Annotated in this window: 29 protein-coding genes; 22 read left to right on the plus strand and 7 right to left on the minus strand. The window is 54.8% G+C overall.

Going from position 1 to position 26,730, the window contains the following annotated elements; genetic code table 11:
* Positions 1 to 19: 19 nt before the first annotated feature.
* From QMG93_RS33945 to QMG93_RS33960, 4 genes are all read right to left on the minus strand, one after another.
* Complete coding sequence (locus QMG93_RS33945) at positions 20 to 178, minus strand: hypothetical protein (protein ID WP_157244192.1); 159 nt, start codon at positions 176 to 178, stop codon at positions 20 to 22.
* A gap of 227 nt (positions 179 to 405) precedes the next feature.
* Entirely contained in the window at positions 406 to 1,089 is a 684-nt protein-coding gene (locus tag QMG93_RS33950) for a Crp/Fnr family transcriptional regulator (protein WP_054973825.1), read from the minus strand.
* Between the two features lie 229 nt (positions 1,090 to 1,318).
* Positions 1,319 to 1,933 (minus strand): superoxide dismutase, encoded by a 615-nt coding sequence (locus QMG93_RS33955; RefSeq protein ID WP_216796067.1) that lies wholly within the window; start codon positions 1,931 to 1,933, stop codon positions 1,319 to 1,321.
* Between the two features lie 81 nt (positions 1,934 to 2,014).
* On the minus strand, positions 2,015 to 2,248 hold the full coding sequence (locus QMG93_RS33960) for a hypothetical protein (RefSeq protein WP_281944339.1): 234 nt from the start codon (positions 2,246 to 2,248) through the stop codon (positions 2,015 to 2,017).
* 208 nt (positions 2,249 to 2,456) lie between these two features.
* On the opposite strand from QMG93_RS33960, the gene QMG93_RS33965 reads away from it, so the two are divergent.
* From QMG93_RS33965 to QMG93_RS34035, 15 genes are all read left to right on the plus strand, one after another.
* Complete coding sequence (locus QMG93_RS33965; protein ID WP_281944340.1) at positions 2,457 to 2,840, plus strand: hypothetical protein; 384 nt, start codon at positions 2,457 to 2,459, stop codon at positions 2,838 to 2,840.
* Positions 2,753 to 3,187, plus strand: coding sequence for a hypothetical protein (locus QMG93_RS33970; RefSeq protein WP_281944341.1), 435 nt, complete (start codon positions 2,753 to 2,755; stop codon positions 3,185 to 3,187). The genes QMG93_RS33965 and QMG93_RS33970 overlap by 88 nt, the downstream gene beginning before the upstream one ends.
* A 425-nt stretch (positions 3,188 to 3,612) precedes the next feature.
* A complete protein-coding gene (locus QMG93_RS33975) occupies positions 3,613 to 4,116 on the plus strand; it encodes a S8 family serine peptidase (protein WP_281944342.1) in 504 nt (167 codons plus the stop codon).
* A gap of 17 nt (positions 4,117 to 4,133) precedes the next feature.
* On the plus strand, positions 4,134 to 6,584 hold the full coding sequence (locus QMG93_RS33980; protein WP_281944362.1) for an S-layer homology domain-containing protein: 2,451 nt from the start codon (positions 4,134 to 4,136) through the stop codon (positions 6,582 to 6,584).
* Between the two features lie 266 nt (positions 6,585 to 6,850).
* Positions 6,851 to 7,288 carry a GNAT family N-acetyltransferase gene (locus QMG93_RS33985; protein ID WP_281944343.1) on the plus strand — a complete coding sequence of 146 codons (438 nt, stop codon included), beginning with the start codon at positions 6,851 to 6,853 and terminating at the stop codon, positions 7,286 to 7,288.
* Positions 7,289 to 7,475: 187 nt separating this feature from the next.
* Positions 7,476 to 8,027, plus strand: coding sequence for a DUF402 domain-containing protein (locus QMG93_RS33990; RefSeq protein WP_281944344.1), 552 nt, complete (start codon positions 7,476 to 7,478; stop codon positions 8,025 to 8,027).
* Positions 8,028 to 8,030: 3 nt separating this feature from the next.
* Positions 8,031 to 8,627 carry a signal peptidase I gene (gene lepB / locus QMG93_RS33995; protein ID WP_281944345.1) on the plus strand — a complete coding sequence of 199 codons (597 nt, stop codon included), beginning with the start codon at positions 8,031 to 8,033 and terminating at the stop codon, positions 8,625 to 8,627.
* The gene (gene queG / locus QMG93_RS34000; RefSeq protein ID WP_281944363.1) at positions 8,627 to 9,877 is read left to right on the plus strand and encodes a tRNA epoxyqueuosine(34) reductase QueG; all 1,251 of its coding nucleotides are present in this window, start codon (positions 8,627 to 8,629) and stop codon (positions 9,875 to 9,877) included. Before lepB ends, queG begins: the two co-directional genes overlap by 1 nt.
* Positions 9,858 to 10,391, plus strand: coding sequence for a methylated-DNA--[protein]-cysteine S-methyltransferase (locus QMG93_RS34005; protein ID WP_281944346.1), 534 nt, complete (start codon positions 9,858 to 9,860; stop codon positions 10,389 to 10,391). Before queG ends, QMG93_RS34005 begins: the two co-directional genes overlap by 20 nt.
* Positions 10,388 to 11,416, plus strand: a complete 1,029-nt coding sequence (locus QMG93_RS34010; protein ID WP_281944347.1) for an HD-GYP domain-containing protein — start codon at positions 10,388 to 10,390, stop codon at positions 11,414 to 11,416. Before QMG93_RS34005 ends, QMG93_RS34010 begins: the two co-directional genes overlap by 4 nt.
* An 81-nt stretch (positions 11,417 to 11,497) precedes the next feature.
* Entirely contained in the window at positions 11,498 to 11,713 is a 216-nt protein-coding gene (locus QMG93_RS34015) for a YneF family protein (RefSeq protein WP_010502086.1), read from the plus strand.
* 78 nt (positions 11,714 to 11,791) lie between these two features.
* Positions 11,792 to 12,382 carry a GTP cyclohydrolase I FolE gene (folE, locus tag QMG93_RS34020; protein ID WP_281944348.1) on the plus strand — a complete coding sequence of 197 codons (591 nt, stop codon included), beginning with the start codon at positions 11,792 to 11,794 and terminating at the stop codon, positions 12,380 to 12,382.
* Positions 12,383 to 12,559: 177 nt separating this feature from the next.
* Positions 12,560 to 13,138, plus strand: coding sequence for a TetR/AcrR family transcriptional regulator (locus QMG93_RS34025; protein ID WP_281944349.1), 579 nt, complete (start codon positions 12,560 to 12,562; stop codon positions 13,136 to 13,138).
* Between the two features lie 23 nt (positions 13,139 to 13,161).
* The gene (locus tag QMG93_RS34030) at positions 13,162 to 13,545 is read left to right on the plus strand and encodes a DMT family transporter (RefSeq protein WP_281944350.1); all 384 of its coding nucleotides are present in this window, start codon (positions 13,162 to 13,164) and stop codon (positions 13,543 to 13,545) included.
* Positions 13,546 to 13,570: 25 nt separating this feature from the next.
* Entirely contained in the window at positions 13,571 to 13,999 is a 429-nt protein-coding gene (locus tag QMG93_RS34035) for a DUF5360 family protein (RefSeq protein ID WP_281944351.1), read from the plus strand.
* A gap of 126 nt (positions 14,000 to 14,125) precedes the next feature.
* Here the strand turns inward: QMG93_RS34035 and QMG93_RS34040 are convergent, their stop codons facing one another.
* Both QMG93_RS34040 and QMG93_RS34045 read right to left on the minus strand, forming a co-directional pair.
* Positions 14,126 to 15,376, minus strand: a complete 1,251-nt coding sequence (locus QMG93_RS34040; RefSeq protein ID WP_281944352.1) for a Fe-Mn family superoxide dismutase — start codon at positions 15,374 to 15,376, stop codon at positions 14,126 to 14,128.
* A gap of 98 nt (positions 15,377 to 15,474) precedes the next feature.
* Complete coding sequence (locus QMG93_RS34045) at positions 15,475 to 16,497, minus strand: alpha/beta hydrolase (protein WP_281944353.1); 1,023 nt, start codon at positions 16,495 to 16,497, stop codon at positions 15,475 to 15,477.
* Positions 16,498 to 16,871: 374 nt separating this feature from the next.
* Between QMG93_RS34045 and QMG93_RS34050 the strand changes: the two genes are divergently transcribed.
* A complete protein-coding gene (locus QMG93_RS34050; RefSeq protein WP_281944354.1) occupies positions 16,872 to 17,618 on the plus strand; it encodes an IclR family transcriptional regulator in 747 nt (248 codons plus the stop codon).
* Positions 17,619 to 17,706: 88 nt separating this feature from the next.
* Here the strand turns inward: QMG93_RS34050 and acnA are convergent, their stop codons facing one another.
* Complete coding sequence (gene acnA, locus QMG93_RS34055) at positions 17,707 to 20,412, minus strand: aconitate hydratase AcnA (RefSeq protein WP_281944355.1); 2,706 nt, start codon at positions 20,410 to 20,412, stop codon at positions 17,707 to 17,709.
* 234 nt (positions 20,413 to 20,646) lie between these two features.
* Between acnA and QMG93_RS34060 the strand changes: the two genes are divergently transcribed.
* From QMG93_RS34060 to QMG93_RS34085, 6 genes are all read left to right on the plus strand, one after another.
* Positions 20,647 to 21,669, plus strand: coding sequence for an amidase domain-containing protein (locus QMG93_RS34060; protein ID WP_281944356.1), 1,023 nt, complete (start codon positions 20,647 to 20,649; stop codon positions 21,667 to 21,669).
* Between the two features lie 118 nt (positions 21,670 to 21,787).
* Positions 21,788 to 22,918: a D-alanine--D-alanine ligase gene (locus tag QMG93_RS34065; protein WP_281944357.1), complete on the plus strand. Its 1,131-nt coding sequence runs from the start codon at positions 21,788 to 21,790 to the stop codon at positions 22,916 to 22,918.
* A gap of 90 nt (positions 22,919 to 23,008) precedes the next feature.
* The gene (locus tag QMG93_RS34070) at positions 23,009 to 23,326 is read left to right on the plus strand and encodes a hypothetical protein (protein WP_281944358.1); all 318 of its coding nucleotides are present in this window, start codon (positions 23,009 to 23,011) and stop codon (positions 23,324 to 23,326) included.
* Positions 23,327 to 23,469: 143 nt separating this feature from the next.
* On the plus strand, positions 23,470 to 24,462 hold the full coding sequence (gene uvsE, locus QMG93_RS34075) for a UV DNA damage repair endonuclease UvsE (protein WP_281944359.1): 993 nt from the start codon (positions 23,470 to 23,472) through the stop codon (positions 24,460 to 24,462).
* A gap of 105 nt (positions 24,463 to 24,567) precedes the next feature.
* Positions 24,568 to 25,335, plus strand: a complete 768-nt coding sequence (fabI, locus tag QMG93_RS34080) for an enoyl-ACP reductase FabI (protein WP_281944360.1) — start codon at positions 24,568 to 24,570, stop codon at positions 25,333 to 25,335.
* A 225-nt stretch (positions 25,336 to 25,560) separates the two neighbouring features.
* A complete protein-coding gene (locus QMG93_RS34085; protein ID WP_281944361.1) occupies positions 25,561 to 26,421 on the plus strand; it encodes an inositol monophosphatase family protein in 861 nt (286 codons plus the stop codon).
* Positions 26,422 to 26,730: the final 309 nt, after the last annotated feature.

The raw sequence follows: 26,730 nt of genomic DNA on the forward strand, positions 1-26,730 counted from the left end.
GAGAGTGCCCAGCCGGCTGTTATTTATAGGGATTGTAGATAAACATCGCTTCGTTGCCCATCATCAGGTGATACATGAAATAGAATAGCGGCGAGCAAAGGATCACAAAGAAGAGAATTACCACCAGCAGAAGACCGCTATTCTGCGGCTTCGGTTCGTTTGTTTTCAGGTTTGCCATATGTCATAACCCCTTTTCACATTTTTTTGCTCCACGATGTCCTTATAGCTGAATTATAGGAAACACCGCGGATTGCGTAAGTGATGTAAATCACGCTTTTCTTTTCCAAATGTGAAAGATAAATGGCAATGTAACAAAGGACATAGACAGCCCGAACAAAATGAAAAACGCCAGCCTGGAAACGAAGGTCTGCCCTTCGCCCCGGGTTGGCGTTTCTTGCGATAGATCTAGTAAATCTGTTTTTTCATCGCTTGGATGTCTTTGATCAAAATGTGCTTTTTGTCGATTGCGATGTGCTCGTCCTCCTGCAGCTCCTGAAGCACCTTCGTCACCGATTCGCGCACCGTACCGACCATGTTGGCCAGCTGCTGATGCGTCAGCTTCATATCGATAAACATGCCGCCGGCCTTCGGCTGGCCGTATTCCTCCGCGAGCCGGCAGATCGTTTTGATCGTGCGCGTCCGGACGTCGAGGAACGTAAGATCGTATATTTTCTCGTTCGCTTTACGCAGCCGCTCCATGGTCACTTCCATCAGCTTCAGGCACAGCCTGGGGCTTCGCTCCATGAACTGCTGAAAGTCTGAACGCATCAGCGTATACAGCGAGCAGGCCTCCAGCGTTTCCGCCGTCGCGGAGCGCTTGAGCCCTTTTTGAACCAACGACATCTCCCCGAAAAAATCGCCTTCCCGGAACAACGAAAGAATAATTTCCTTGGAATTGTCGATTCGGTAAATTTTGACGACACCGGAATGAATCAAATAAAATTCCTCGCCGACGTCTCCTTCGAAAAACAAAATGGTCCCTTTTTTAAATTTCCGTTCCACGAACAGAGGAACGATCGTCTCCAACTCGGCCACCGATAAATCTTGAAACAGCGGCACATCATGCAGGAGAGTGATCAGTTTGCTCATGAGTCTCACTCTTTCCCGATCAAATATGTTGCGTTTTTCGGTCACGGTTTCCGTTTTCTCCAAAATTCGCCTATTTGTCTATCATACTACGTTCCGGCTTCGGGGGAAAGGGGCCTTCGAATTCCCTGTCGGGCAGTCTTGGAGGAGCTGGTTCGGGCGATACATGCCGAGGATAGAAAAAGGACTGCATGGAGGAGAAACCTCCGCAGTCCTTTGCGGGCAAAGCCGATTATTTTACGGCCGCTTCGTAACGTTTGCCGACTTCGTTCCAGTTGACAACGTTCCAGAATGCCGCGATGTAGTCAGGGCGTTTGTTTTGATATTTCAAGTAGTACGCGTGCTCCCATACGTCCAGACCGAGGATCGGCGTTTCGCCTTCCATGATCGGGCTGTCTTGGTTCGGCAGGCTGTACACTTTCAATTTGCCGTCTTTGGTCACAGCGAGGAACGCCCAGCCGGAGCCGAAACGGGTCGTTGCCGCTTTTGCGAAATCTTCTTTGAACTTGTCGAAGCCGCCCAGTTCGCCGTTGATCGCGTCAGCCAGCTTGCCGCTCGGAGCGCCGCCGCCGTTCGGGCCGATCGTTTCCCAGAACAAGGAGTGGTTCGCATGGCCGCCGCCGTTGTTGCGGACTGCGGTACGGATGCTCTCCGGTACGCTGTTCAGATCGGCGATCAGGTCCTCCACGCTTTTGGATTGAAGATCGGCATGGCCTTCAAGCGCAGCATTCAGGTTCGTAACGTATGTGTTGTGGTGACGATCGTGGTGGATCATCATGGTCATTTCGTCGATGTGAGGCTCAAGCGCATTGTTCGCATAAGGAAGTGCCGGTAATTGGTGTGCCATCTTCTATCTACCTCCTGAGGATATGAGATTTCCAAGATTTATTATCGCCTATTTTCTATATAAAATCAACACTTATGTATATTAAGTGTTCGTGGCGGGGGCATCTTCCCCACGGAACCGTTCGCCGCCGCGGTGCTCAATCTCATGAATGATCTGCCCGAGCATGGCGGTGCCTTGAGCGTTCAGCCAAGGGGACAGGTCGCTCATGACCCGTTGGTGGTAATGAAGCTCCTCCGACGTCCATTTCGTCATCCGCACATCGTTCAGTTCGTCAATCCGGCGCATAGTACCGGACGTCGTCGTTTCGTTTGTCATCGTCTTCCTCCTCCAATGCAATCCGAACGATTGCCGCATGATATTCCACCCGTCTGTGCAAAGCCAAAGATTACCGGATTATCGTTTCACGCTGTTCGGACTTTTATGCAAAAGAAAAAGGAGGCAGTTCTGCCTCCCGAGTTCTTAGCCCCCACTGCTGGAGCTGGAGCTCCCGATTCCACCGTGCCCGCCGGAGCTTCCTGAAGAGATGCCGCTGGATGAGCTGGATGAGCTTGACGAGCTAGAGCTTCCCTTCGAGCTGCTGCTTATTGAAGACCCGGACGAACCGGTAGATGTCGACGAGCCGGATACGGATTTGCCCGGCGTGCCCGCCGAAGAGGCGGATGAGTCGCCGCCAGCCGTACCCGAGCTGCTGCCGCTCTTGCCGCCTGAGTTGGAGCCGGATGTAACAGAGTCTTTCGTGTTGAAGCTGCCCGTCCGTCCGCTGGTTGTCGGCGTAGGCGTATTCGACGGTTCCGGCGTGCTCTTTGCCGGGGCGCTTCCTTGCGGCTGGACGGCATTGCCTCCCGGCTTCGTGACGGTTGGCGGGGAAGCAACCACTCCGTTCGATCCCGTGGCGGATCGGCGGTAGTAAGTGTTGCCGCCGTAGAGGTAGGCGCTGCTGCCCGAACGGTTGATGCGTCCGCTGCCATCGTCGCATTCACCGTCGTTGTTGTCGTCCCGGCAATAGTCTGCCGACGGAGCGGTTGCCGCACCGGCTGCAGCACCAGCGGCCGCACCGGCTGCAGCACCAGCGGCCGCACCGGCTGCGGCTCCGATGCCGGCTGCAGCTCCGGCACCGGCCGCAGTTCCCAGGCCGGTTGCGGCAGGAGGCGGATTGATCCCGCCTTGAGCAGGCGGGGCAGACTGCAGCGGGGCATTCGCAGGCGGAGGCGAGGAGCATCCGGCGCTTGCAGCCAAGGCAGCCGCTACAAATAGGCTGATCAGCTTCTTATTTCCCGCTGCCGATGAAGCGTTCGGATTGGAGGGCTCATGCTTGTTCATCTTGATTCGCTCCCATTCTAAGGAAATTACCAGTTAATACGAAACGGGTACATCTAATGTTTCGGCAAAATTCGCAATCTTTCGTTGCCGAAACTTTTTTGTTCGTCATATACTAGAGTGGTAAGTTTTAGTAGAGTTGTCAACAGGGAGATTGCTGGGGGGAGCAAATGCGGATGAAGAAGCGATGGCTTCACGTAACGTTAGCGACGGCAATGATGCTGTCGCCTTTTTTGGCTTGGAGTTCGGGAAAAGTACAGGCAGCAGAAGGAAACTTGGATGCAAGGTTCTCGTCTCCGCCATTTTCAATGCCGTCATCCCTCGTAACTCAGCCGACAAACGTAGTTTCCGGAAAAGTATGGGTGAAATACAAAGAGCCAGCCCGGAGCGAAGGTTCTGCCGGTCTGCTTTCGGCCGCGGATTCGGATTCGTTCGTCGAAATGCCGCTGGCGCCGGGAGAGAACGTGCTTTCCGCTGTCGAACGCTATAAACAGGACCCTGCTGTGGCGGCAGCTGAGCCCGAATATTTGCTGCAATACGCCGATCCGGCGGTTATAGAGGTGCCGGGCCAGGTCGCAGGCGGAGGCGGTTCGCCGACCGTGACCTCCTCCATCTATCAACCGAATGACCCTTATTATGTGAACGGGAGCCAATGGGGCCTCAGCGTCACCGAGATGACCTATGCCTGGGAGCGCGTGCAGGACAGGACTTCGATTCGTATCGCGATCGTCGATTCGGGTGTGAATCCGAATCATCCGGACTTCGCCGGGAGCTTGGAAGCGGGCTATAATGCGCTTGACGAAGGCCAGCCTCCTGTCGACGATTCGGGACACGGTAGGATGTCGCCGGAATCGCCGCAGCTGTAACCAATAACGGCATCGGCATAGCCGGAGCGGCCGGCGGCGCACGGATCGTTCCGGTGAAAGTAGGGAAGAAAGACGCCAACAACAAAGACTACATTCCGAGCAGCGCCGTAGCCCAAGGCATCCGATGGGCGGCGGACAACAAGGTAGACGTGATCAACATCAGCCTGGGGATGCCGCAAAACAGCCAAATGCTAAAAGAAGCCGTCGATTACGCCCTGTCCCGGAATGTGGTTATTGTCGCAGCGGCCGGCAACGAGAGCAACCATTGGCTTTTCGGCGAGCCTGTGGATTTTCCGACGCGTGAGGACAACTCCTACAGGAGGTTTGCCTGGACCGTCTATCCGGCGCGCTACGAGGGTGTCGTTTCCGTAGGCTCGGTTAGTCGCTTGGCGAACAATGCGTTGACGATTTCCGATTTTTCCAATATTGGAAAAATAACAACGGTTGCGCAGGGAACCGGCGTTTACTCGACGGCGCTGTCCGGGGGCTATGCCAGCGGTGCCGGGACCTCTTATTCGTCCCCGATGGTTGCGGGACTGGCCGCTTTGCTTAAAGCGCAAAATAAAAATTTGAGCTCGCAGGACGTGCACCATATTTTGTATGACAGCAGCCAAAAGCTGGATGTACCGCCGATATCGGGATATTATTTGGGGACATATTACGCTCCGAAGTATCAAGATTATTACGGCGGAGGGCTGATGAACGGCAAGCGGGCTTTTACAATGCCGCGCCTCCGTATGACGGCAGAGCCGGAGCCGGATGGGCGGCAAGCCAACGTGACGGTAAAGGCATTGGACGATAAAGGGGCCCTGCTTCGGAACCTGTCCTCCGAAATTACAGTGACGGTGAATCACGAGGATCGTTATAAACAGAACAAAACCGTTTCTTTGGTCAACGGGGAATGGAGCGGCCCGGTCGAGCTTTCCGTGACCGACGACGTTTACGATATTACGATCCAGGCAAATGATGCGTCCGGCCGCGGCAATGAATTTATCGAATCCGGCGTAGCGAAGTTTTCCAAGCTTCCGGATCGGCCGAAAGCTTCGATCGCTTCGGGAACTTACACCGGTCCCCAAACCGTAACGTTATCTTCGGCGACACCCGGAGCCGCAATCTATATAACGTATGATGGATTGAATTCCATCGAATTGGAGGGGCCTTTAACGATCAGCTCCAATACAAAGTTTTATGCCGCTGCGATGAAAAACGGCGTCTGGAGCGAGACCGCCGAGTACGCTTATACCATCCAGCCGGCTCCTGCCAGTGGCGGAGGTGGAGGGGGCAACTCGGGCTGCTGCGCCGGAGGAGGCGGCGGTGGCGGCTGGGGCGGCGCCCCTGCGGCTTCCGGCGACGGCAAAAGCGAATCCGGCTCCGTTCTGAGCGTGAAGCCGGACAAAGCGAAGCTGCTGGAACAGCTTGCCGCTGCGAAAGGAGCCCCGGTCACGATCGACGCCGGCGCCCGATCCGACAGTCCCGTGAAGCAAATCATCGTGGAACTGCCGGGCGAGGTATGGTTTAAAGCGGCGGAAACCGGGTCGGCCTTCGTCGTTCGTTCCGATCAGGCATCGCTGAACATTCCGTCGGACGCTTTTGCCATAGAAAGCGCAGCGACCCCGGTCAAGCTAACCGTCACCATGTCGCAGGAGGCTCCCGGCAAACCGTCCTATGCCGGACTCGCCTCTCCCGTATTCGATTTCACGCTTCAGGCGGGCGACCGGACAATCGAGGCGTTCGACAAGAACGTGACGGTGCTGCTGCGATATGATTCAGCCAAGATCGGCGATGCCGCCAAGACGGGAGTTTATGTTTACAACGCTCCGGCCGGACGCTGGGAATATGTCGGCGGCAAGGCGGAGAACGGGGCGATTCAAGTCCGGTTGAGCCATTTCTCGTCCTATGCCGTTATGGAATGGAACCGAACGTTTGACGATATAGCGGCTCACTGGGCCAAGGCGACCATCGAACGGATGGCGGCCAAGCAGATCGCCGACGGCATGACGGAGACGGCTTTCGCGCCGGAGGCGACCATGACGCGGGCTCAGTTCGCCGCGCTGCTTACGCGGACGCTGAAGCTGCCGACAGGCGCCAAGGAGCTGCCGTTCAAGGACGTGTCGCCCGATGCGTGGTATCGCGAGGCGTTGGCCCAAGCGCTGGCTGCCAAGCTTGTGAGCGGGGTCAGCGACACGGCGTTCGCCCCGGAAGCGCCGGTCACCCGCGAGCAAATGGCTCTCATGCTGATGAACGCGTACGGTTATGCCCAAGGGGCCGAATCCCAATTGCCGCCGAACGCACCGGCGTTCACGGACCGTGAGGCCGTCAGCGACTGGGCCAAAGATTCGGTAGGACGGGCCGCCGGGTTGGGCTTGCTGGAAGGCAACCCGGACGGCTCCTTCGAGCCGCAGAGACAAGCGACGCGTGCCCAAGCTGTGACGGTTCTGAACCGGCTCTTGGACCATACGGAAAAATAACGCCATTGCGAACAGCGTGCAGGAAAAGCTCCCCGAAGGCATGGATGCCGAAGGGGAGCTTTTTCGCCGTTGACCGGAGATTGCACGAGCTGCAAAAAACAGACAATAAACGACCAAACTCTTTGCAAACGCTTAAAATTAAGCGCTTTCAGGAGGATTTGAAAAAAATATGAAGATTTTTTATCGTTTTTTTGAAAATTAGCAGGAATATTGCGTTATTTGTCGTATTTTATTATCTACCATATGAGTGGCGGGGAGAGTTTAACATGCTTGTAAGTTCGTATCTGGTTCGTACGTTTAAATTGTCCGATTACGTTTCAGTCACGGAGCTTTTCAGGAATGTGCTTTCAGAGGAATGTTACGAGGAGACGATGTCGGCTTTTGCCAGACAGTTGTCCTGGGACAGCGAGCTCGTCCTTATCGCGGAAGACGAAGGCGCCATCGTCGGGGTCATCGTAGGAACGATCGATAACCAGGACGGCTACTACTATCGCATTGCCGTAGGGCAGGATCATCAGCGCAGAGGAATCGGACAGACCTTGATCGAGTCCCTTCGCCAGCGTTTTGTGGGACGCAAAGTGCGCCGCATCATGGTTACCATCGATGCGCACAACGAAGTGGTCATTCCCGTATACGAGAAAGCCGGCTATCAGGCGGAAGACTTTTCCCGGTTCCCGCAGCGGCTCAGCATTGTGAACGGCTGACATCGAGCCGAAACAAGCTTAACGAATCACACAAGCATACCCGGAGCCCCTCGGTTTCCCGGCTATGCTTTTTTGTTTATTCGAAGATTACGGCTCTTGAAAGCGGTGCAACATAAGTTTATGCTAGTAGCAAGAGAAAGAAGCACGAAAGTCAGTTGAAAACCGCAGGCAGAAGGGTTTGGACCACATGGAGACGTTTACCCCGCATGTCATCAAAAGCTTTAAACACGACGGGCACTTGCATCGCATGTGGCTTGAAAATTGGTTGGTGCCGGAACGTCTGCTGCATGAATCCCATCGGGCGGAGTCCATGCTGGTGCTGATTAACAGCCAGACGAAAATCGTCGAGGCTGACGGCAAAGAATGGGTCAGCCGCATTCCCGGAGTATCTTTTTTTATCCCGGGGCAGTGGTTTAACGTAGTCGCGCTGATCGAGGAAGCCGGCGTCCGATACTACTGCAACGTCGCTTCCCCGCCGTATGTGAACGGACGTGTTATTACCTATATCGATTACGATCTGGACGTGATTCGCATGCCGGCGGGCGATGTGCATGTCGTCGATCGGGAAGAATATGAGCGTCACAAGCTCGCCTATCATTATTCCACCGTTGTGGAGAGCAAGGTCGAGCAGGGCCTGCAGCATTTGCTGGGGCGTGTAAAAAGCGCTAAAGCGCCGTTTCGGGACGAACTGGTCCTATCCTATTATGAGCAGTGGAGAGAACGCGGAGCGGAGGGTTAGGATGTGAGCTATTCTCTGAGCAACAACGAAAGCGAACGGACCGAAAGTCCGTCGGAAGGCCCGGTTAGCTCCAATCCTTTACGGGAGCTGCTGGGCTGGATGAAATGGTTCGCGTTCGCGTTGGCCTTGGTCGTGCTCATGCATCAATTCGTGTTTCATTTGTCCACAGTCAAAGGGGAATCTATGCAGCCTACGCTGGAAGAGGGCGAATGGCTGTTTATCAATAAAACGTTCCGCTACGCCGGTCCCCCGCCCAAGCGCGGAGATGTCGTGGTCATCCAGGAGCCGCCGGGAAGCGAATCGATGCATCCTTTTTTGGTGAAGCGGGTCGTAGCGGTGGCCGGAGACGAAGTGCATATCCGGGGCGGCAAGCTTTACGTCAACGGCAGCGAGGCGCAGGAAGCGTACACGGATTCCAGCATCGAGGATGGGCGCTTCGAGCCTTATACGGTTGCCGAAGGCCATCTGTTCGTCATGGGGGATAACCGACACCGGTATGCCAGCTACGATAGCCGTACCTTCGGCGCTATTCCGCTAACCCGGGTCGTCGGACGGGCGGAGTGGATCGTATGGCCACCGCAAAAGTGGAGGAGCCTGTAATGGAAAAAGAATACAGCAGGGTGGGAACGGAGCAGCAGAGCGAACGTTTTGCGGCGGTGGAGGAGCTGCAGCCTGCGGACTGGAGACAGCTCAAGGAGCAGCTGCAAGCGGATGCGGCGCAGCTTGGCATTGATAAGATCGGCTTTGCAAGCGCCGATCCGTTCGTCGAATTGAAGGATATTTTGACCCGACACCGTGAGAAAGGGTTCGAATCCGGCTTCGAGGAGCGGGATCTCGAGAAGCGTGTGGACCCGGCGTTGACGCTTGCGGAGCCCCGGTCCATAATTTCGATCGCGGTGGCGTATCCGTCGAAGCTGAAGGATGCGCCGCGGTCCGAGCCGGGCGCGTACCGGGGCATTTTTTCCCGTTCCGCTTGGGGCCAGGACTATCATCACGTGCTGCGCAACCGGCTTGCAAGGCTGGAAGCCTGGATTCGCGAACGGGTACCCGGAGCGCGCACGGCGAGTCTGGTCGATACCGGAGCGCTTGTCGACCGGGCGGTGGCCGAGCGGGCCGGGATCGGCTGGGTCGGCAAAAATTGCTCCGTGATTACCCCGGAATGGGGGTCATGGGTTTACCTCGGCGAACTGATCACGAACGTGCCGTTTCCGCCGGATACGCCCGTGACCGAGAGCTGCGGGGATTGCACGCTTTGCATCGACGCTTGCCCGACCGGGGCGCTCGTCGGCCCCGGGCAGCTTAACGCGCAGCGCTGCGTTTCGTTCCTCACGCAGACGAAAGGGCATATCGAGGACGACGAACTGAAGCGCAAGATCGGCAACCGGCTGTACGGCTGCGATACGTGCCAGATCGTCTGCCCCAAAAATAAAGGCATTCACGCGGGACATCATCCGGAACTGCAGCCAGATCCCGAGATCGTTAAGCCGCTGCTGCTGCCGCTGCTGTCGATGTCGAACCGTGAGTTCAAAGAGCGGTTCGGCCACAGCGCCGCCGCTTGGCGCGGCCGCAAGCCTATCCAGCGCAACGCGATTCTCGCGCTGGGCAACTTCCGGGACGCAAGCAGCGTGCCGCAGCTCGTAGAGCTGCTGCGGAAGGACGAGCGTCCCGAGATTCGCGGCACGGCCGCTTGGGCGCTTGGCCGGATCGGAGGCGAGGTAGCGCGCGAGGCGCTGGACACCGCTTGGGAGACGGAGCGGGACGAGGCCGCCCGTCGGGAGATCGGCAAAGCGCGCGCGCAATTTACGGGAGAGCGACAGGGGGATGAGCAGGATGGCGATCCGATACGATGAAATCGATTCACCGGTCGGCGTATTGACGCTCGGCTGGAACGCGGGGCCGCAAGGCGGCTTGTGCCAGATCGAATTCGGCGCGTTCGCCGATGTCGAACCGAAGCTTCGCGCTTGGTCCGAACAGCGGTTCGGCACGGGCGACTGGGTAAGGGACCCCGGGGCATTATCCGAGGCGGTCGGTCAGCTGCGGGCTTATTTTGCCGGTGCGAGACGAACGTTCGACCTGCCTCTGGATTTGCGCGGTACACCGTTTCAAATCCAAGTATGGAAGGCGCTCACCGATATTCCGTTCGGCGACGTCTGGTCGTATAAAGACGTAGCCGAACGGATCGGTTCGCCTAAAGCGGTGCGCGCCGTAGGGGGAGCGAACAACCGCAATCCGGTCCCGATTATCGTGCCCTGTCACCGCGTGATCGGCGCAAGCGGCGCGATGGTCGGCTACGGCGGCGGACTGCACATCAAGACGTTTTTGCTTCAGCATGAAGGCTTTTCGGGGAAAGGGGCCCTAGCGTGAGATACGTGCATATCGAGAACGTCGAGTCCGGGCAATATTTGGGACGGACGATTTTTTCCGCGAACGGGGCGGTGCTGCTATCCGAAGGGGTGCAGCTAACCGTATTCATGATCACAACGCTGAAGCGGATCGGCGTGACGATGATTTATATTAAAGACCAGCAGTTTGACGATATCGAGCTGGCCGACCTCGTCTCGGAGGAGACGAAGCGGGCCGTGATGCAGCGGATGGGAGAGACGTTCGATTCGATCCGGTCCGGGAAAGATTTCAACATGAAGCATGTCGGGGCAAGCATCGATACGCTGCTGGACGAAATTATGAGAAACAAAGAAGTGCTGGTGCAGCTGTCGGATATCCGGACGCACGACAATGTAATGTACGTGCATGCGATCAACGTTTGCATGATGTCGACGCTGATCGGCATCAACATGGGGCTGTCGACGACGCAACTGAAGGAGCTTGCGATCGGCGCGCTGCTGCACGATGTTGGCAAGCTTGAGCTTGTGACGGACGATGAAAGCGGCGATCCGAGAAAGCATCATACGTGGCGCGGCTTTGAAGTATTGAAGCATAAGCGGGAGCTCAGCTTGCTGATTGCGCACGTCGCTTTCCAACACCACGAGACGATGGACGGACAAGGCATGCCGCGTCAGCTGCCGGGCGATGAAATTCATCTGTATGCGCGCATCGTTGCCGTGGCGGATACCTATGACAACCTGCTGTTCGATTTGTCCGAAGGCCGGCGGATGCTGCCGCACGATGCATGCGAGCGCATGATGGTGCTAGCTGGCGAGAAGCTGGACCGAGAGATCGTAATCCAGTTTTTGCGTACGGTATCGGTTTATCCGACAGGTACGTCGGTCAAGCTGTCCACCCGGGAAACCGGCGTCGTGGTCGGTCAGCACCGGGGGCTGCCGGGCCGGCCTGTCATCCGTGTGGTCAAGGGCGGCGGAGACGATATGGAAGTCAAGGAAGTCGATCTGGCCAAGCAGACGACCGTATTTATCGAAAGTGTCCTGATGTAGAGGAAATTGGTGTTTGTAACCGAGGCTTTGACATGCTATGATGAAGAAATGACATCCATCGTTTGAGGTGAAGGTACGATTATGTGGGGTTACGTCATTACCGCGGTTATCGCCCTCATTGCCGGAGGCGCGGCCGGTTTTTTTATCGGCGTGCAGTACTTGCGCAAGCAGATTGAAAAAATGCAGAGCAATCCGGACATGCTGCAGCAGATGGCCAAGCAAATGGGGTATAATTTGAACAAGCAGCAAATGCAAAAAATGCAAACTATGATGAAGAAACAAAAGTTTCGTCCGTAAGCCCGAAAAGCCTGATCGAGGGCTTTTCTTTCTATATTGGAACGGAAACTCCGGACGAATTCAGGAGGAGGATAACCCATGCCGGCCAAAGAGTACAGAAACAGCCGTGTTGCCGACAACCGGGAACAAGTCGAGCATCACATCCGGGAAATTTTGCGCCTGATCGGCGAAGATCCGGACCGGGAAGGTCTGCTGGATACACCTGCGCGGGTAACCCGCATGTATGAAGAAATTTTTGCAGGCTACGACGCAGACGTGAAGGATATTTTAGGTGTTGCCTTCGACGAGAAGCATGAAGAGCTCGTCATTGTGAAGGATATCGTCTATTACAGCCAGTGCGAGCATCATATGGCGCCGTTCTTCGGCAAAATCCATATCGGTTACATTCCGAGCGGTAAAATTGCCGGCTTGAGCAAGTTCGCCCGCCTGGTTGAAGCGGTCACCCGCCGCCTCCAAGTGCAGGAGCGGATTACGTCGGAAATCGCCGACATCATCGAGACGGAGCTTGAGCCGCACGGCTGCATGGTCGTCGTCGAGGGCGAGCATTTGTGCATGTGCGCACGCGGCGTCAAGAAGCCGGGCAGCAAAACCGTAACCTCCGCCGTTCGCGGACTGTTCCGTACGGACGCGGCTGCGCGTTCGGAGTTTTTATCGCTTATCAAGGACTGAATTAACGAAGAAGATGCAGGGAAACCTGCGTCTTTTTCTTTTTCCGGCGAGAGAAGAGCGGGAGACTAACCGTTGACGAACGATGTTGAGAAAAGTATACTTTACTCATTATGGTACTGGCAAAAATAATTGGGTACCAATTGGAACGGTTGATTAACTTAAGGAGGGGGATTGCCTGTGCGCGAACGTTTGCTGCAAGCCGCCATGGAGCTGATGAAGCGGAAGGGGCTGAAATTTACGATATCGGATTTGGCCGCCGAGCTGGGCACCAGCAAGCGTACGATTTACGAACACTTCGAATCCAAGGAGCATATCGTCGGCACGCTCGTCGATGAGGCGGTCTCGGAGGTAAAGCGAACCGAGCAAGGCATTTACCGGGACGAAAGCCTGTCCTGCGCCCAGAAGCTGAGCGCAATTTTGACGATTCTTCCCAAGGGGCTGCAGCTTGGCGACCATCGGCTGCTTTCGGACCTTAAGCGATTCGCTCCGGACGAATGGTTGAAAGTCGACAGGCTGCTTCAGGAAGAGTGGGGAACCGTCAGGGCGATTATTGAGGAGGGCGTTGCGGCCGGACAATTTCGGCCCGTTCATGTGCCGACGATCGTCCAACTTATGAAGGGAGCGTCCGTCTCCCTGTTTGACGCCGATTTTTTAATGAATACGGATTGTACGCTAGCGGGGGCAGTCCGAACGATGGCCGACGTTTTTGTGCAAGGCTTGATTCCGGAAGGTCCGAGTCAGGAAACGACGCAATAAATATAAAAAGGAATGATGTGCAGATGTATTGGTTCTATTTGGGGGCTGCCATTGCCCTCGAAATCGCCGGAACGATTTCTATGAAATTTTCACAAGGTTTTACGCGGTTGACGCCTTCGATCCTCATGGTCGTCTTTTACTTGCTGGCGTTTACCGCGCTCAATTTTTCCCTGAAGCAAATTGACGTGAGCGTGGCCTACGCGATATGGTCGGGTCTCGGGACGGCGGTTATTGCGGTGATCGGGTATTTGTATTTTAACGAGTCCATGTCGCTGTTAAAAGCCGGTTCTATCGCTCTGATCATCCTCGGCGTCATCGGACTGAACTTGGGCGGAGGGGCTCACGGAAGCTCGGCCGGTGCTCCATCGGAAAGTGCTCCTGCGTCAAAGCAGCAGATACAGGATTAAATAGCCATGGGAAAAGGGGATAAAAATGCGGCTTAAGGCGCTAAGAGCGTTATTTTGGATCACTGATATCGGATTTTTGTTGTATTGGGGAATTACTGCCCTGAAGCTTATCCCTCCGGAATGGCTGTATAATGACTACACCAACCCGGTTCTGGTGGCATGGAACTGGTCGTTTATGCCTATTGATCTGTTTATCTCCCTCACCGGCCTATACAGCCTGTATTTGCACGGAAAAGGCCGGAGCGCGTGGATCGGCTGGTCGCTGATCTCGCTTATTTTAACATTCAGCTCCGGACTGCTGGCCATTTCGTTCTGGGCCGTTCGCGGCGAATTCGATCCGGCATGGTGGCTTCCTAATGCCTACTTGATGCTGTATCCGCTGGTCTTCATTCCTTGGCTCATCTCGATGCTAGGTTCCGGCAAGCAGGACCGCACCACTTCCATCGCGGGATAAGCCCTTCGACAATAAATGTCCCTGCATAAATGCAGCAATCCCCGGACCGATGCGGCTCACAGCTGCTTTGTCTTTGACTTCGCATGCGGACCGGATTTCTGTCAGCCGGGGATTCGTTATGTTTTTTCAATAAGGTAGCCACATCAAATGACGGGCCGCCGCGAACCGTTCGTTCACATGATCCCAATTCATCGTGTTCCACCAAGCTTCAATATATTTGGGCCGTTCGTTCTTATATTTGAGGTAATACGAGTGCTCCCATACATCCAGCACGAGGAGCGGAATGACGTCCCATTGCGACAAGTTTTGATGCTTTTCCGCCTGCAAAATTTCCAGCCGGTGGCTGCGCGGGCTCCAGACCAGAATGGCCCAGCCGCCGCCTTCCACTTTATCCGCCGCTGCGCTGAATTGCTTGTGAAATCCTTCGTAAGAGCCGAACGACTTTTTAATCTCCGCCGCGATCGGCCCCGTTGCTTTTCCGCCGCCGCCCGGCTTCATCACATTCCAGAAAATCGTATGGAGATAGTGTCCCGCTCCGTTGAACGCTGCTTCTCTTTCCCAATGCTTGACCAGCGAAAAGTCGCCCGTTTCCCTTGCGCGCGCAAGCATGTTCTCGGCTTTGTTCAGCCCGTCGACATAGCTTTTGTGGTGCTTGTCATGATGCAGCCGCATCGTTTCCGCATCGATATACGGCTCCAGCGCATTGTAGGCATAGGGCAGAGGCGGCAGCTTGTGGCCTCCGATCGGTACGGGCCTCGAATAGGGGGTCTGAGGCCGTTCTCCGGACCATGTGCCTTCCTGCGTCGCCGTGAGCTGGTTTAGGTCAATGGGAGCCGGCTCGCTTTCGCTGCGCCATAAGTGGATGTGCGCTTGCTCCTCGTCCGGGGCATGGTTCACTGTGGGCGTATCCGTTGCATCACATGCATCCTCGGCGCGAAACTCTTCATATCCTTCAGGCGAGCTTTGGACCGCATGCAGAACGCCGAGAAAATATTCGGATTCGCGTATGATGTGCAAGAACACGGTTTGGACGACCGGATTCGCCCGAACCGGACGGCTTCGTTCCAGAATGAGAAACAAATGCCGGATAAATTCATTCGATTGCGCAATGGACGCATAGAGCAGTTCGTTAACTTTGTCGATGATATACGGACTGACCGGATGCTTGGCCCGCAGCACGGCTTCGATCCATTGCTGGCTGGCGGATTCCGTCTGCGCAAGGACGCCTTCCCATTGCTGCAGCAGTGCGGCGTACTCCGGTTCGAGCGTTGGAACCAATTCGCGGATGACGACCGTGTGTTCTCTCTCCTGCATTTTCCAGAACCGAATTTCCTCCAAAACCCTGAGCGGCATTAGGGAACCGTAAACGTACAGCATACGCAAAAACCTCCCCGTCGTTCTGCTTCATCCGGTTTCGCTGCCGGACGCTACAGGAACATTGTATTCGGGGAGGGGTACAGCTATGTTTTATTTGTCTACCTGGCTTTATTATACTTCGACGGTTGTGCCGGAGCGGAGGACAACGTACGGAGGAAACCGGTCGTCATCTGCAGATAGCTTTTGCTGTGAGCGCGGTAGATCAGCTCGTGCCCGTCGTTCTCCAGCAGCCACAACGCGGAGCCGGAGTCCGCTTTTTGCTTCTGGAAGATGCCTTCCGCCATTTCATACGGGGCCCGCAAGTCTTTCTTACCGTGGATGAAGAAAATCGGCATCGAATACTGCGTCTCTTTCACTGTATCATAAGGCACTTGGTTCAAGCTGACTCCATTGATCAGCGGGAAGAACATACGCACAAGGTTTTGGGAAAACTTCGGCAAATTCGCCGCTTGCTTCATGTTATGGTACAGGGTGTCCGGTTCGAGCACGAAGGTGCTGTCCAGAATCATGCCGTCGATGTTTTTCGTTTGCAGCGCGGCCTGCAGAGCCGTTCCGGCTCCCATCGAGAAGCCCCAGACGAACACTTTTTCGGCTCCCCGGTCTTTCGCGTATTGGACGGCGCCCAACAGTTCTTGCGATTCGCGCAAACCGCCCGTCACGTTCCATTGAGGCTGGACATAGCCGTAATCGAACATCAGCACGTCGTAGCCCATATCGTGGGCTGCCTTGGCCAAATCGTAGATGGGCACCCAGATTTCTTCGCGGTTCCCGCCGTAGCCGTGCGAGAACACAACCGTTTGCCGGGCCGCTGCCGTTCCCGCGCTCGACGGGATGTACCAGCCGGACAGGTTGGAGGAGGCATTCAGACTAGGAAACTGCACGTCCTCGTAAGCGGCGCCGAAAGCGACGGCGGGATTCGAGCGCAGCGGATCGATATGCGGCCGGACCAGCGTCCAGGCAATATAAGCGTGAAAGGCCATCGTCAAGCTGAACAGCAGAAGCAGAACGGACAGCAGAACGAGAAGCAGACCTCTGTTCCTTCGGAGGAAGGTAGTACGTTTGATAGCGCTTTCAACCGTAGTGGTGTTTAAAGGTACGGGTGAATAAGAATTGGTTTCCATGCCGGATCCCTCCCATTGAAACTAAGATGACTACCTTTAGCGGATGACGTCGGATACGGCCCTGATAACGATTTGAAAACGCCAGCTTTTATCCGAACGATCGGAGGGAAAAACTTGCGAGTTACATTTGCGGTCAGATCCGAAAATTCGAGGCTTGTAAGATCCTTATATTTTTATAGTATAGGGAGAATGGCCGGGCGTCAATATTGCGCGAAAAATGTAAACTTTCTGTAATCTCCCTGTAACATCGGTTGTTACACCAACTGGAAAAACAATATTTTATTGAAGAAGGAACGACCTTCATATAGGAAAACGCATCGAAATCGGCTATAATAGATTTCAACCAGTGAAACGCAATTTCGGGGAGTGGGAATATGGTCGAAGATGGCAAACTAACCGTTCGCGCTGTCGAACGGGCTCTGGATATATTGCTTTGCTTTACGGAAGCGGAAGATTTGAACTTAACGGAAATTTCCGCAAGGGTCGGGCTGCATAAAAGCACGGTCCACCGGCTGCTGGCCTCGCTGGAAGGCAAAGGCTTCATCATCCGCGACCCGGCCTCGGAGCGGTACCGCCTCGGCTTTCGCATCTGGGAGCTGAGCGCCAATTTGACGCACAGCGACGATCCGGCGCTGATCGTGCTGCCGGAGATGGAACGGCTGCGCGATCAAGTCGGCGAGACCGTCAGCCTGTATGTGCGCGACGGCATGGAGCGCGTCCGCGTGCAGGCGGTTCAGAGCAACCAGGCGATCCGCCGGGTCGCTCCGATCGGGGCAAGACTGCCGCTGTCCGTTGGCGCGTCGAGCAAGATCCTCGTCGCCTTCGCCGATTCGGACGAGCAGCAGCAACTGCTGCGCGATCCGTCCTGGCCAACGGCGGTATCCCCAGCTGCTTATTTGCAGCAGCTGGATGAAGTGAAGACGCTGGGCTATGCTACCAGCGTCGAGGAGCGCGAACCCGGCGCCGCGGCGGTGGCGGCGCCAATCTTCGGCCGCGCCCAGCGGCTGGTTGCCGCTCTCGCGGTGTCGGGGCCGGCCAACCGGCTGACGCTCAAGAAGATGAAGGAACATGCGCCTGCCTTGATGGAGGCCGCCCGCCGGATGGGCAAGATGCTGAAGTAATCGGCAGAACTGCCTCATATAGCAAAAAAAGAAGCCCCAAGGCCTCGCGAAGAGGATTGGGGCTTCCTTGTATATGGAAGGCTTCGTCTTACGCCATGATTTGACGCAGGACGGTTTGTAGGATACCGCCGTTGCGGTAGTAATCGACATCCACGTAGCTGTCCAGACGGACGATGGCTTCGAAGCTGAAGCTCGAGCCGTCTTCGCGTGTGACGTTGACGGATACTTTTTGACCCGGCTGTACGTCGTTGCTAAGACCCGTAATGTCGAACGTTTCTCTGCCGGTCAAGCCGAGCGATGTCCAGCTTTGCCCTTCCGAGAATTGCAGCGGAAGCACGCCCATACCGACGAGGTTGGAACGGTGAATCCGCTCGAAGCTCTCCGCGATGACGGCTTTCACGCCGAGCAGGAACGTACCTTTTGCCGCCCAGTCACGGGAGCTGCCTGTGCCGTATTCTTTGCCGGCGATAACGACGAGGTTCGTGCCTTGTTCTTGATACTTCATCGAAGCATCATAGATGGACATAACTTCGCCGGTCGGCAGGTAAGTCGTTACGCCGCCCTCGGTGCCCGGTGCCACTTGGTTGCGGATACGGATGTTCGCAAACGTACCGCGCATCATGACATCGTGGTTACCACGACGGGAACCGTAGGAGTTGAAGTCTTCTTTCTTCACGCCATGCTCGATCAAGTATTTGCCGGCAGGGCTATCAACTTTGATGTTGCCCGCAGGCGAGATATGGTCCGTCGTGACGGAATCGCCGAGCAGCGCAAGCGTCTTGGCTCCGCGGATATCCGCAATGTCCGACAGTCCGGCGCCCAAGTTCTCGAAGAACGGCGGGTTCGCGATATACGTGGAAGTCGGCCATTCGTACAGTTCGCCTTCCGGTACCTTGATCGCATTGAAGCGCTCGTTGGAACGGAACACGTTGGCATATTTTTCACGGTACAGCGCAGGGCTCATCGCGGATTGGATCGCTTCTTGAATCTCCTGCGATGTTGGCCAGATGTCTTTCAGGTAAACCGGCTCGTTCTTTTGGTTGTAGCCGATCGGATCGTTCGCCAGATCGATGTTGACCGTACCGGCCAAAGCGTAAGCGACGACAAGCGGCGGAGAAGCCAGGTAGTTGGCTTTCACTTGGGCGTGAACGCGGCCTTCGAAGTTCCGGTTACCGGAAAGTACGGCAGCAACGGTCATATCGTTGTCGGCAATCGCTTTGCTGACTTCGTCCGGCAGCGGACCGGAGTTACCGATACACGTTGCGCAGCCGTAGCCGGCGACGTGGAAGCCAAGTGCTTCGAGCGACTCGAGCAGACCGGCTTTTTTCAGGTAGTCGGTAACGACCAGGGAGCCCGGCGTCAAGCTGCTTTTCACGTAGCCCGGTTTTCTGAGGCCGAGAGCTACCGCTTTTTTCGCAACGAGACCAGCGCCTAACATAACGCTTGGGTTAGACGTATTGGTACAGGAAGTGATCGCTGCGATAACGACGGCGCCTGTGCCCATTTTGCTCGTTTCGTTGTTCGGATGCTTCACTTCGACCGTTTCCGCGATTTTCTCGTCGGACAGGCCGTAGCCGCCTTTTTCGATCGGAGTACGGATGATGCTGTTGAACGATTCCTTCATGTTCGTCAGCTCAACGCGGTCTTGCGGACGCTTCGGACCGGCCAAGCTCGGAACGACCGAACCGAGGTCAAGCTCCAACGTATCGCTGAACACCGGATCCGGCGTTGCGTCGGTACGGAACATGCCTTGCTCTTTATAGTAAGCTTCGACAAGCGAGATCTGCTCTTCGCTGCGGCCCGTGCCTCTCATGTAGTTCAAGGACTCGGAGTCAACCGGGAAGAAGCCGATCGTTGCGCCGTATTCCGGAGCCATGTTTGCTACCGTCGCACGGTCTGCCAAGCTGATGTTGCTCAGGCCTGGGCCGTAGAATTCGACGAACTTGCCGACAACGCCTTTTTTACGCAGCATTTGGGTAACAGTCAACGCGAGGTCGGTTGCCGTAGCGCCTTCTGCCAGCGTACCGGTCAGCTTGAAGCCGATAACTTCCGGCGTTACGAAATACAGCGGTTGACCCAGCATGCCTGCTTCGGCCTCGATACCGCCGACGCCCCAGCCAACGATACCGAGACCGTTGATCATCGTCGTATGGGAGTCCGTACCGACGAGGGAATCCGGATAAACCTCCGTTTCGCCGTCAACGGTTTTCGTTGCTGCGACGGATGCGAGATACTCAAGGTTAACTTGGTGAACGATACCGGTATCCGGCGGCACGGCGCGGAAGTTGTCAAACGCCGTTTGCGCCCAGCGCAGGAAGCGGTAACGCTCCTCGTTGCGCTCGAATTCGATGCGTTCATTATATTCGAGTGCGTCCGGGGAACCGAAAGCATCAACCATAACCGAGTGGTCGATAACAAGGTCGACCGGAACAAGCGGGTTGATCCGTTTCGGGTCGCCGCCCGCCCGTTTCATCGTATCTCTCATGGCTGCCAAGTCGACGACGACCGGTACGCCGGTGAAGTCCTGCAGCACGATCCGTGCCGGAATGAACGGAATTTCTTTGTTGGCGTCGCGTTCGGAAGCCCAGCCGGCGATTTGTTTCACGTGCTCTGCCGTGATCGCCTTGCCGTCGAATTGACGGATCGCCGCTTCAAGCAGAACTTTAATGGAGAAAGGCAGATTTTGCACATGGCCGTTGCCTTGCGCTTCAAACGCCTGCAGGCTGTAGTAGTTGTACGATTGATCGCCAACGTTCAGCTGCTTGCGGACCGAGAATTGGTCTTTTTTAGACATGGTGCTATTCCTCCTTAGACAAGTGATCAGCTGCATGGATCTTGTTTCATTGTATGAAACTTGATTTCATTATTAGCTATAGCTATAGTATACATGCTGAATGACCGTTTCGTAAAGGTTGATTTCGCTCATTTTTATACGGCGGCGCGCATACCATGGGAATGAATGTTTTCTGCCCTGTTGAAATAAATCGATCTTAGCCGTACAGGCTTCCGATGAAAGGGGACCGATGCCGTGTCTTGGAAAACGACCCTCTACGATTATGTACATCATCGCAATCAAATGGACATCGATTATTCCGTGGAACCGATGCTGCCCTTTGTGGAGGATGCTGCGTATTTGAGCGCGCAGACCGAGAGGCTTGCCCGGCGGGCGGACACCGACCGTCAGCGGCAATTCGTACCGACCAAAAGCGAAACCCGGCTCACTGTCGATCAAGTGGCGGAGCGCGGAGACAGCATCGTCGCCGAAGTCACCCTCAGACGGACGACCGTCGGCGAGATTCGTCGGGTCCTCCACGAAGAGCAGCGGGTCGAACAGGAACGGATCACCCTTTCCCCGGTGTCGGACGGCTGGTCCGTTGTACATATCGAATATCTTCAAACGGAGCAGGCTTTACGCCTAAAACCCCCGGTTGCGGGCGGGATCATGCAGGCGGAAGATTCGTTTGCCGCCGTCGGGTTAATGCGTGCTCCTTCCGTACCGTATTTGAATACTCAAATCATTTCCCATTTCCAGCAAGCCGCCGCTCGCACCCCTTACAACCGGCTCGAAGCTGTACGTTACGCCGATCAGTGGTGGGATAGAGCCAATCCGGCCTATCTTGCATTTGAGGTCAACTGCAGCAATTACGTGTCTCAATGCATCTTTGCAGGCGGAGCGCCTATGAACTATACTGGTAAAAGGGATTCAGGCTGGTGGTACAAAGGCCGGGTCGGCGGTCAGGAGCACTGGAGCTTCAGTTGGGCCGTAGCCGAAAGTCTGCAGTTCCATTTGCTGACGAGCCGCAGAGGGCTGCGGGCCCAAGAAGTGGCGAATCCGCAGCAGCTCGATTTGGGCGATGTCATCAGCTACGACTGGGACGGCGACGGCCGATATCAGCATACCACCATAGTTACCGCGAAGGACCCAAGCGGCATGCCGCTTGTCAACGCTCAGACGATCAACAGCAAGCATCGGTACTGGAGCTATACGGATTCCCCGGCTTGGACGAAGCGAACGCGCTACCGTTTCCTGCATTTGTCCGATTCCTTTTAAATCTTTCCGAATTTAGCTGTGCGTAGCTTAGGCTTCGCTTTTCTGCCGTGGGCCATGCACGGAGCCTGCTTTTTCATGATTTTAGACGGCTTGGATCAACATACTTCCGGAGGTTTCTATGAGCGACAAAATACGTGTAGGCTTGATTTACGGCGGCAAATCCGGGGAGCATGAAGTCTCGCTCCAAACGGCACTGGCCGTCATCAAAGCATTTGACTTGAATAAATACGAGGTGCAGCCGTTTTACATAACCAAGCAAGGGGACTGGCATTCGGGACCGCAGATTGCGGCGCCGGCCGAATCGGTCGAAGCGCTTGCATTCGATGGCTCGTCCCAATCTTCGGGAGAGTTTGCCCTTCAGCCGTTTTTTGCTTCCAAACCGGCTTCCGCCGATGCCTCGATTAAGGTGTCGGGCGCTTCGGCGACGTCTGCCCCGCTGGATGTCGTCTTTCCTTTATTGCACGGCACGTTCGGCGAAGACGGCACCATTCAAGGGCTGCTCGAAATGGCGAACATCGCCTATGTGGGCGCCGGCGTACTGGCTTCGTCCGCAGGCATGGACAAAATCACCATGAAAAAAATATTCGCCCAGGAAGGTCTGCCACAATGTATTTTCCGTCACTTCACGCGAAGCCAGTGGGAAAAAGACAACAGCTATTTCCTGATGGAAATTGAAATTTCAATCGGGTACCCTTGCTTCGTCAAGCCGGCCAATCTCGGATCGAGCGTTGGCGTAAGCAAAGCGCGCAACCGCGAAGAGCTGCTGGCTGCCGTCAATCAAGCGTTTCGTTACGACCGCAAGGTCATTGTCGAAGAGTTCGTCAATGCCCGCGAGGTGGAAGTGGCGGTGCTCGGCAATGACGAACCGCAAGCCTCTGTCGTCGGCGAGATCGTATCTTCGAGCGAGTTTTACGATTACAAGGCCAAATATGTCGACGGCACCTCGTCGATGATTATTCCGGCGGAAATTCCGCAAGAGACGGCGGAGGAAATCAGGGAGCTCGGGCTTCGGGCTTTCACGGCTATTGACGGGTCGGGCTTGTCCCGCGTCGATTTCTTCCTAAGAAGAGAAGACAATAAAATCTTCATTAATGAAATCAACACCATGCCGGGCTTCACTCCTTTCAGCATGTATCCGCTGCTGTGGCGAGAGAGCGGGAAGCCTTACGGCGAGCTGATCGACGACTTGATTCGACTTGCGTTGGAGCGTCATGCCGAGAAGCAGCGCTTGGAGTATACCTTGGACTAAAGTTCCGCATAGATCAAAATCGCCGGACTTGCTTTTGTCTTCCTAGGTTCGATATGCTTAAGCTAAAAGACGGCTGAAAGGAGCGAATTCATGGGATTTCAAACCGAGTTCAATTCCGTATGCAAGTTCAAATCCGAGCAAGAGCTATTCGAGCTGCTGGAGTACGGCCGCGGCAAAATGGTGAAAAGCGGCTTCCGCGTGTTTCCTACCGGACAGAAAGTTATCGCCTATACGCCGGATAACCAAGCTATTGCCATCGTTAAAATTTTGGCTTCCATCGCCGAAATTAATTTTCAGGGCGAAGAAGTGACGCAGGTCGAGATGGAACTGGTTCGCAAGCTGAGCGATGAGGAAGCGCGCATCCAGACGTCGTTGGCTCACGAAATGTTTTTCGGAGAGCGGGCATAGACTGCCAATTCACCGACCCTTCATAATATTATAGTGCATAAACCCTCACGGGCAGCATCCTTTTCCAACCCATGGAAGAGGGTGCTTTTTTCTTTCCGGGGACAAGCTATGGAGTAGTTAACTATCGGGAGCGTGAATGTAGCATGATCGTTCGTCTTGGTTACGTAGCGATGTCCATGATTGTCCAGAATGCCTCGCCTTCCAAAACGATGACGTATACCAACTTTGCCAAGCTTGACGACCGGGATGCGGCGCTTCGCAAGCTGGAACGGATTGCCGCCGAGAACCTTCACAATACGCTGCGCCTTCTAAAGCATAACCGGGCGCATGACATCGAGCTTTACCGCTGCTCCTCCAAGCTGATTCCCCTAGTCGGCCACGAGATGCTTAGCGACTGGGAGCCGATGGAAGAGCTGGCGGAATCGTTTGCGGAAATCGGCAGTTATGCCCGGGAGCATCGGATGCGAATCAGCTTCCACCCTGATCATTTTACGGTATTAAGCACTCCGCGGGAGGAGGTGCTGCGGCATTCTTTCGCCGACCTGGATCGTCATGTCCGCATGCTGGAAGCGATGGGACTGGACGCGTCGGCGAAGTGCAACATTCATATCGGGGGAACGTACGGCAACAAACAAACGGCAAAAGAACGGTTCATTCGCAATTTCGATGCTTTAGAGGAGCGGATTCGGGAACGGATGACGCTGGAGAACGACGACAAGACGTTTAACGCCCTCGAAACCTTGGAGGTATGCGAAGAGGTTGGCGTTCCGATGGTGCTCGACATTCATCACGACCAAGTGAACCGGAGCGAAGAGACGGCGGAAGAGCTATGGCCGCGAATTCGGCAGACATGGCAAGGTCAGAAAGCGCAGGCGGATACCGCAGCTCCTCCGCACGAATTGCCGCCCAAAATTCATGTCTCCAGTCCCAAAAGCGAAAAAGATCCCCGCGGCCACGCCGATTTCATCGATACCGGAATTCTGATGCCTTTTTTGCGAGCTATCGCCCCGACAACGCCGCGGCTCGATATCATGCTTGAAGCTAAGAAGAAAGATGAAGCGCTGTTTCATCTTATGGAAGCGATCGGTAAGAAAGAAGGGATTACGATATTGTCCCAAGCCTCGTTCGAGCTGTAATTTCGCTGAATGCGCAAACTTGAAATCTTTGTGGAAATAAAGTACGTTGAGAAGGGAGAAAGTTGTCCAAACCCTATTTTATGGATGAGAGGGGAACTGATGGATATGAACTTGGTTGCCGGCAAAAACATATTGGTCATGGGGGTCGCTAACGACCGCAGCATTGCCTGGGCGATTGCGCAATCTTTGGCGAGCCACGGTGCAAGACTTGTTTTTACATATGAAAGCGAACGGGTTGAGGAGCGGGTGCGGAAGCTGGCCGACACAATTCCGAACTCTGCCGTCCTGCCATGCAACGTTACTTCGGATGAAGATATCGAGAAGCTGGCCGGAGCCTTGAAAGCACAGTTTGGCGCCTTGCACGGCATTGTGCACAGCATCGCTTTTGCGCGCACGGAGGAGCTGGAAGGGCTGTTCGTCAATACGTCGCGAGACGGCTTTGCTCTGGCTCATGATATAAGCGCGTACTCCTTGGTGGCTGTGGCTCAGAAGCTTTATCCGCTTATGACCGAAGGCGGCAGCATTATGACCATGACGTACTTGGGCGCCGAACGTGCTATGAAAAACTATAATGTCATGGGCATCGCCAAAGCAGCCCTCGAAGCCAGCGTACGTTATTTGGCGAACGATCTCGGCCAATATAACATCCGCGTGAATGCCATATCGGCAGGCCCGATCCGCACCCTCGCAGCCAAAGGCATCAAAGACTTCAATTCCATCTTGAAAACCGTCGAGGAAAAAGCTCCCCTTCGCCGCACGACCGAAACCGCCGAGGTTGGAGATACCGCCCTCTTCTTAATCAGCCATCTTTCCCGCGGGATTACGGGAGAAGTCATTTATGTCGACGGCGGTTACCATATTGTCGGCGTTTAATCCTCAGTTATAACACAGCCATCCGTCATATCGACGGGTGGTTTTCTTGTATAAATTAGGGCTTTTGGGAAAATCAAGGTTTTGTCACATTTGATTGCCTGTTTGGACGAAACTCCGTAGCATATTTTACGTATATTAACTATACTGATACTATTCGATCTGTTGCCATGTCACTAGGATTGAAAAAGACTTCTATTTATTGGTATAGAAAAGGAATGATTAGTAATGACCAATTCCAACATCCCCTCCTTCGCTGTCGGTAGCAAAAGCTTTACCGCGGTCGCAATTAATATCGCTTCCAAAGCAGGAGAATGGATTCAAAGCAAACTTGGAGACTTCAACAAGCTGCAAACCAAATATTCGTCCCACGATCTTGTCACGGAAGTCGATAAGGGCGCTGAAACGATGATTCGCAATTTGATACAGACGCACTTTCCTCATCATGTTGTTTTGGGCGAGGAAGGAGTCGCTCCCGGTCCCGAAGCTTCCAAGCGAGCGCTGGAGCAGCTCAGCGACGCCGAATATTTGTGGATCGTCGATCCGTTGGATGGCACGACGAACTTCGTTCACGGGTTTCCTTTTTTCTCCATCTCACTGGCGCTTGCTCACAAAGGCGAAGTCATTGTCGGCGTTGTTTACAATCCCATTCATAACGAATTGTATGTCGCCGAGAAAGGAAAAGGCGCTTATCTCAAAGGAAAGCGTATGCAAGTTTCTTCCGAAACGAAGCTTATCGACAGTTTGGTTGCTACCGGATTCCCTGCGGATCGGGCGGGCGCCCTGCCGGTGAACATGCGCGGCGTTCAAGCGTTGGCTCCTAAAGTAAGGAATCTTCGCGTGGCGGGATCTGCGGCTTTGCATATGGCCTATGTTGCTGCAGGGCGATTGAGCGGTTTTTGGGAAATCGGATTAAATTCTTGGGATATGGCTGCCGGAGCGCTGCTTATTTCCGAGTCGGGCGGCAAGGTTACGGATACGGAAGGCAAGCCGTACAGCTTGCACGTTCGCGATGTTCTGGCTACGAATGGTCATATTCACGACGAAATCCGGCAGGAGCTGTCCGTAGCTTCGGCTACCGGTATATAAAGCGACATTTCTGACACGAGATACAAACCAGCGCTGGTTTGTATCTTTTTTTTGCAGAGGGGTTGATTTTCGATTTGAGCCATGGTATATTAGTCTTCCGGCCATGAGCTGGGGCATCGCAAACTGATGCAAGGACAAGCTTTTGAAGAGTTTCGAAAAAAAACTTGAAAAAAAGTACTTGCATTACAGGTTGAAGATGTGGTATATTAAAGAGGTCGCTTTCGACGGGTTGTAAAACGAAGTCGAAAGATGACGAACATCATTGCCCTTTGAAAACTGAACATTGAGTGAGTGTCATAAAGAGAATGC

It is taken from the genome of Paenibacillus tyrphae (assembly GCF_027925525.1).
In the GTDB taxonomy this organism is placed as follows: domain Bacteria; phylum Bacillota; class Bacilli; order Paenibacillales; family NBRC-103111; genus Paenibacillus_G; species Paenibacillus_G tyrfis_B.